The following is a 6,355-nucleotide window of genomic DNA, read 5'->3' on the forward strand; positions in this document are numbered from 1 at the left end:
GACAGCCTTTTACATTATTGCGCAGAGAAAGCGATGATTTCTTCATAAACGTTTTCAGGTTTTTCTTCAGGGAGTAAATGCCCTGTGTTTTCGTAAGAGATAAATTTTGAATTCGGTAAATCTTTGTGTAGTCGATGACCTACATGTACAGGGACGACGCGATCTTTTTCACCCCAAATGAGTAGTGTAGGTGTTTCGATTTTTTGTAATTCAGTTGAAGATAGGTCACCTTCACGATCTCGTATCATACGAGTTAAAGCAGGGAATATACGATTGTCATAAAAAGGAGCAGAGTAGCCTTCCTTCATTTCATCGTCAATTAATGAGTGATCATGAACGACATTCATTAAGTTATGAACGATGCCGCGCCGAATAATCCAGTTCTTTACGTACAAATGAAAGAACGGTAAATAAGAAGAGTACAGTAAAGGTAAGGTTGCGCGTGCTAAATAGCTAGAGCTACATAGTAAAATTGTCTTTGAGATTAATTCAGGACGTATACGGTTTACATAAAGAGAAATTTGCCCACCCATAGAATGCCCAACTAACACAATATTTGAGAGAGATAAATGTTCAATTAAATCGATAATAATCGTTGCTAAATTGTGATAAGAATACTTAAACAGATGAGACTTATCACTTTTTCCGAATGGTGGTAAATCAAGAGCCAGTACTGTTCCTGCTTTCGATAGTAAAGGAATAAGACGGCGGTAACTGAATGAGGAAGATAAAAAGCCGTGAATGAGCACGAAAGTAGGACGTTCCGTTTTGTTATCATGTTCATACAATTCGTAATGAATAGTAGTGCCGCGAGTGGAAAAAGTGAAATAAGGACAAGTATATTCGTGATTCATTTTTTGTCACTCCATTGATTTTTGTTCATATCATTTCCAAGGAAGAAGAAAATATGTTAACAAAAAAAGGCAAGATGACGATGTCATCTTGCCTTTCGCTTATTCAGTATTATCCGCGAACAATATTAGGCGGTGTTTTTCCTTGTAACCCTGCAACTAAATTTTCAGCCGCTGTCATAGCCATTTGCTGCCTTGTTTTTAATGTTGCAGATCCGATGTGCGGTAAAGTCACAACGTTTTGTAAGGATAAGAGCGGATTATCTTTTTGAATCGGCTCTTGTGTAAACGTATCGATGCCTGCTGCAAAGATTTTCTTTTCTGTTAATGCATGGATTAACGCTTCTTCATCTACTGTTTTCCCGCGAGAAGCATTAATGAAGATTGCTGTTTCTTTCATTAATGAGAATTCCTTTTCTCCAATAAGATGATACGTTTCATCTGTTAGTGGAGTAAGAAGGACAATAAAGTCAGACTGCTTTAGTAGCGTCTGTAAATCACAATATGTAGCATCGAATTTTTGCTCTGCTTCTTCTTTACGGCGACGATTATAATAAAGAACATTCATATCAAATCCGAATTTCGCTCGTTTTGCAACGGCTTCACCAATTCGTCCCATCCCGATAATACCGATTGTACTATGGTGTACATCCAGTCCGAAGTGCTCTTTTCCAATTTCGGCATTCCATTCGCCATTTTTTACGTAAGAGTCGAGTTCGCAGACGCGGCGACCAGCAGATAGCATAAGAGCGAAAACGAGATCAGCTACTGTATCATCTAGTACGTATGGTGTATTCGTTCCGATGACATTATGCTTTTCCATCGCTTCTAAATCAAAATTATCGTAACCGACAGAAATGTTGCTTACTACTTTTAAGTGAGGAGCTATATCTAATAATTCTTCATTAATAGCAGATCCAAAATTTAATAAACCATCTTTATCTTGTATTTTCTCCAATAGAACATCGCGAGGTACTTTCTCATTTTGCTCCCATTTTTCATAATCACAGTGTTCTGATAAATATTTTTCTACAAATGTTGGAACTGGTTCGGCAATATAAATTTTTGGTTTCACGGTTCCATCCCCTTTCGCTTTATCACGCATTTTTCCGCTGATTAAAGTTTCACTTTATTTTGACATAATTCACTAAAAAAATCTTCTTTTCAAACTGGAAAGGGTATTTGTATAATTTAGACACAAAGGAAAAGGAAGGATGATTTATATGGTGACAGAAAAGGAATTAGAATTATTAGCTTGTCTTGAAAAAAGTAGTCGATTAACTGTAGATACATTAGCGAAGCTGTTAAATATAGAAGTAGAAGAAGTAAAGAAAATGGTGGAGAAATTAGAAGCGGAAAAGATTATCGTGGATTATGTAACACATATCGATTGGACGAAGGTGAAAGAACATACAGGTTTAACGGCGATGATCGATGTGAAAGTTACGCCAAAGCGCGGCGTTGGGTTCGATGCGGTTGCTGAACAAATTTATCGTTATTCAGAAGTGAAGTCTGTGTATTTAATGTCAGGGACATATGATCTGTCTATTACATTAGAAGGAAAGACAATGGGAGAAGTAGCGATGTTTGTTTCTGAGAAATTAGCAACAATTGAATCTGTCGTTTCTACGACAACTCATTTCATTTTGAAGAAGTATAAACATGAGGGAATTATTTATGAAAAAAACGATGATGATAAGCGGATTGTGGTGACACCATGAAGCAATTTGAACTATCTAGAGCAGCAGAATCTTTACAACCATCAGGTATTCGAAAGTTTTTCGATTTAGCAGCGAATATGAAAGGTGTTATTTCTCTTGGAGTAGGAGAGCCTGACTTTGTTACACCTTGGAATGTAAGGCAAGCATGTATCCGTTCTTTAGAACAAGGATATACGTCCTATACAGCAAATGCAGGATTATTGGAGCTCCGTCAAGAAATAGCAAAGTATCTAAAAAAACAATTTGCAGTATCTTATGATCCAAACGATGAAATCATTGTTACAGTTGGAGCGAGTCAGGCGTTAGATGTAGCGATGCGTGCCATTATAAATCCTGATGATGAAGTACTCATTATTGAACCAAGTTTTGTTTCTTATGCACCGCTTGTGACATTAGCTGGAGGAGTTCCAGTTCCTGTGGCGACTACTTTAGAAAATGAGTTTAAAGTACAACCAGAACAAATTGAAGCAGCTATTACAGCGAAAACAAAGGCAATTTTACTTTGTTCACCAAATAACCCAACAGGTGCGATGTTAAATAAATCCGAGCTTGAAGAAATAGCAGTGATCGTTGAAAAATACAATTTAATCGTATTATCTGATGAAATTTATGCAGAGCTTGTATACGACGAAGTATATACAAGTTTCGCGAGTATTAAAAATATGCGTGAGCATACGATTTTAATTTCAGGATTTTCAAAAGGATTTGCGATGACAGGATGGCGCCTCGGTATGATTGCAGCTCCTGTTCATTTTTCAGAATTAATGCTCAAAATCCACCAATATTCCATGATGTGTGCACCGACGATGTCTCAGTTCGCAGCACTCGAAGCGTTACGCGCGGGGAATGATGAAGTAATTCGAATGAGAGATAGTTATAAGAAACGACGTAATTTTATGACGACATCATTCAATGAAATGGGATTAACATGCCATGTACCGGGCGGAGCGTTTTATGTCTTTCCTTCCATTTCTTCAACTGGATTATCTTCAGCGGAATTTGCAGAACAGTTATTATTAGAAGAAAAAGTGGCTGTTGTACCTGGAAGTGTATTTGGCGAAAGTGGTGAAGGATTTATTCGTTGCTCGTATGCAACATCGCTTGAACAACTAATGGAAGCAATGAAGAGAATGGAACGGTTTATAGAAAATAAAAAAAGGACAAAACGTAATACGTTTTGTCCATAAAAGGGGGGGAATACTAGAAAGCCATGTGTTAGTATTCTATCCCAATATTGGAGAATTATACGTACTACAGGAAATTTTTCGTTAATTTTGAATGAGTTCTGTCATAGTGGTATAATTTACTAATATAAGGTATGCGTATCCTGAGTCGCTTTACTTAGGGTATGTACTAACTAATCGGATATTTAACAATAAATCATCTGCTTTGCTATCTACAATTGTAGAGAAAATGGTAAACGTATGGGAGTGTTTCATATGTCAGAACAATATACAACAGGAGTGGTTGTAACAGGGAAAGTGACTGGGATTCAAGATTACGGTGCATTTGTAGCATTAGATGCAGAAACACAAGGGCTTGTGCATATATCTGAAATTACAAATGGATATGTAAAGGATATTCATGACTTTTTAAAAGTCGGCGATACAGTAGAAGTAAAAGTACTTTCAATTGATGAAGAACACAGAAAAATGAGTTTATCGTTAAAAGCGGCGAAAAGAAAGCAAGGACGGATTCTTATACCGAATCCATCTGAGAACGGATTTAATACGCTGCGAGAAAAGCTAACAGAATGGATTGAAGAGTCCGAGTTAACAAAGTAAAAGAGGAGCGCATATGAGCGTTCCTCTTTTACTTTGTCTTATGATATATATTTGCAAATATGATTGCATGCAATCATATTCGTATGTCGGAGGTGAAATAAAGACATACTGACTAGTGGATTTCGTTCGTTTCTGGGTGAGTACCAAGATTTTCTGATGGTTTAAAGAGTAAACCAAGATTGATAAGCCCAGAAATACCGACGATGCCGTAAATAATACGTGAAAGAGCTGAGTTTTGTCCACCGAAAATGGCTGCCACTAAGTCAAACTGGAAGAACCCGATTAGTCCCCAGTTCACAGCACCAATTACAGTAAAGACTAATGCGATACGTTGCAGAGTACTCATGAAAAAGCCCCCCTTAATTGTGAAGCATGAGCAAGCGATGAGTTAATTAACTCTTTTATAGAATGGGGTAGTTATGTTGTTTTTATACATAAAAAATATAAGAAAAAGGATGTATATACATCTATACCGAAAAATGCGAATTTTTATGCAAAAAATGAACTTTTTCTAAAAAATATATATTGGTTACGTTTACAATTGTTGAATCGCTTGATTTACAACTTCAGTTTCGCTAAAGTGAATACAGAAATACATATACATTATTGGAGGGAAAAAGATGAGTACACATGTAACGTTCGACTATTCTAAAGCGTTATCCTTCATCGGTGAACATGAAATCACTTATTTACGTGATGCAGTGAAAGTAACACATCACGCAATCCACGAAAAAACTGGAGCTGGGAACGATTTCCTTGGGTGGGTAGACCTTCCGCTTCAATATGACAAAGAAGAATTTGCTCGCATTCAAAAATGCGCAGAAAAAATTAAAAATGACTCTGACATTTTACTTGTTGTAGGTATCGGTGGTTCTTACCTAGGAGCACGTGCAGCAATCGAAATGTTAAATCATTCTTTCTACAACACGCTATCTAAAGAACAACGTAAAACTCCACAAGTGCTATTTGTTGGACAAAACATTAGCTCCACTTACATGAAAGATTTAATGGACGTATTAGAAGGTAAAGACTTCTCTATTAACGTTATTTCCAAATCAGGTACAACAACAGAGCCGGCACTAGCATTCCGTATTTTCCGTAAGTTATTAGAAGAAAAGTATGGACAAGAAGAGGCTCGCAAACGTATTTATGCAACGACAGATAAAGCACGTGGTGCATTAAAAACATTAGCTGATAACGAAGGTTACGAAACATTCGTTATTCCAGATGATGTTGGAGGACGTTTCTCTGTATTAACGCCAGTTGGTTTATTACCAATCGCAGTAAGTGGCTTAAATATTGAAGAGATGATGAAAGGTGCAGCTGCTGGTCATGGTGACTTCGGTGCATCAGAGCTAGAAGAAAACCCAGCTTACCAATATGCAGCAGTTCGTAATGCTTTATACAATAAAGGAAAAACAATTGAAATGCTTGTTAACTATGAGCCAGCACTTCAATACTTCTCTGAGTGGTGGAAACAGTTATTTGGTGAAAGTGAAGGAAAAGATCAAAAAGGTATTTTCCCATCTTCAGCAAACTTCTCAACTGACTTACACTCATTAGGCCAATACGTTCAAGAAGGTCGTCGTGACTTATTCGAAACAGTTCTGAAAGTAGGTAAATCTACGCATGAACTAACAATCGAATCAGAAGAAAACGATTTAGACGGATTAAACTACCTTGCTGGTGAAACTGTAGACTTCGTAAACACAAAAGCATACGAAGGTACATTACTTGCACATAGCGATGGTGGAGTACCAAACTTAATCGTAAATATCCCTGAATTAAATGAGTACACATTCGGTTACCTTGTATACTTCTTCGAAAAAGCATGTGCGATGAGCGGCTACTTATTAGGCGTAAATCCATTTGATCAACCAGGAGTAGAAGCATACAAGAAAAACATGTTTGCTTTACTTGGTAAACCAGGATTTGAAGAGTTAAAAGCAGAATTAGAAGAGCGTTTAAAATAATAAAAAGCGACCGGAATCCGGTCGCT

The 6,355-nt window shown here is 37.0% G+C and carries 7 protein-coding genes; 4 read left to right on the forward strand and 3 right to left on the reverse strand.

The window, feature by feature from the left end:
- Positions 1 to 14: 14 nt before the first annotated feature.
- Together FOT98_RS26010 and FOT98_RS26015 are read right to left on the reverse strand one after the other, a co-directional pair.
- A complete protein-coding gene (locus FOT98_RS26010) occupies positions 15 to 854 on the reverse strand; it encodes an alpha/beta fold hydrolase (protein ID WP_063260546.1) in 840 nt (279 codons plus the stop codon).
- A 109-nt stretch (positions 855 to 963) separates the two neighbouring features.
- Positions 964 to 1,956, reverse strand: a complete 993-nt coding sequence (locus FOT98_RS26015) for a 2-hydroxyacid dehydrogenase (protein ID WP_063260547.1) — start codon at positions 1,954 to 1,956, stop codon at positions 964 to 966.
- 118 nt (positions 1,957 to 2,074) lie between these two features.
- On the opposite strand from FOT98_RS26015, the gene FOT98_RS26020 reads away from it, so the two are divergent.
- The 3 genes from FOT98_RS26020 (at position 2,075) to yugI (ending at position 4,356) form a co-directional block, all read left to right on the forward strand.
- Positions 2,075 to 2,572, forward strand: a complete 498-nt coding sequence (locus tag FOT98_RS26020) for an Lrp/AsnC family transcriptional regulator (protein ID WP_061680264.1) — start codon at positions 2,075 to 2,077, stop codon at positions 2,570 to 2,572.
- Positions 2,569 to 3,759, forward strand: a complete 1,191-nt coding sequence (locus FOT98_RS26025; protein WP_063260548.1) for an aminotransferase — start codon at positions 2,569 to 2,571, stop codon at positions 3,757 to 3,759. The genes FOT98_RS26020 and FOT98_RS26025 overlap by 4 nt, the downstream gene beginning before the upstream one ends.
- A 252-nt stretch (positions 3,760 to 4,011) precedes the next feature.
- Entirely contained in the window at positions 4,012 to 4,356 is a 345-nt protein-coding gene (yugI, locus tag FOT98_RS26030; RefSeq protein ID WP_000003765.1) for a S1 domain-containing post-transcriptional regulator GSP13, read from the forward strand.
- Positions 4,357 to 4,468: 112 nt separating this feature from the next.
- Here yugI and FOT98_RS26035 read toward each other — a convergent pair whose 3' ends face one another.
- A complete protein-coding gene (locus tag FOT98_RS26035) occupies positions 4,469 to 4,702 on the reverse strand; it encodes a DUF378 domain-containing protein (protein ID WP_048542215.1) in 234 nt (77 codons plus the stop codon).
- 274 nt (positions 4,703 to 4,976) lie between these two features.
- On the opposite strand from FOT98_RS26035, the gene FOT98_RS26045 reads away from it, so the two are divergent.
- Positions 4,977 to 6,329, forward strand: coding sequence for a glucose-6-phosphate isomerase (locus tag FOT98_RS26045; protein WP_061680266.1), 1,353 nt, complete (start codon positions 4,977 to 4,979; stop codon positions 6,327 to 6,329).
- Positions 6,330 to 6,355: the final 26 nt, after the last annotated feature.

Source organism: Bacillus sp. HY001 (genome assembly GCF_007558965.1).
Classification (GTDB): Bacteria; Bacillota; Bacilli; order Bacillales; family Bacillaceae_G; genus Bacillus_A; species Bacillus_A mobilis.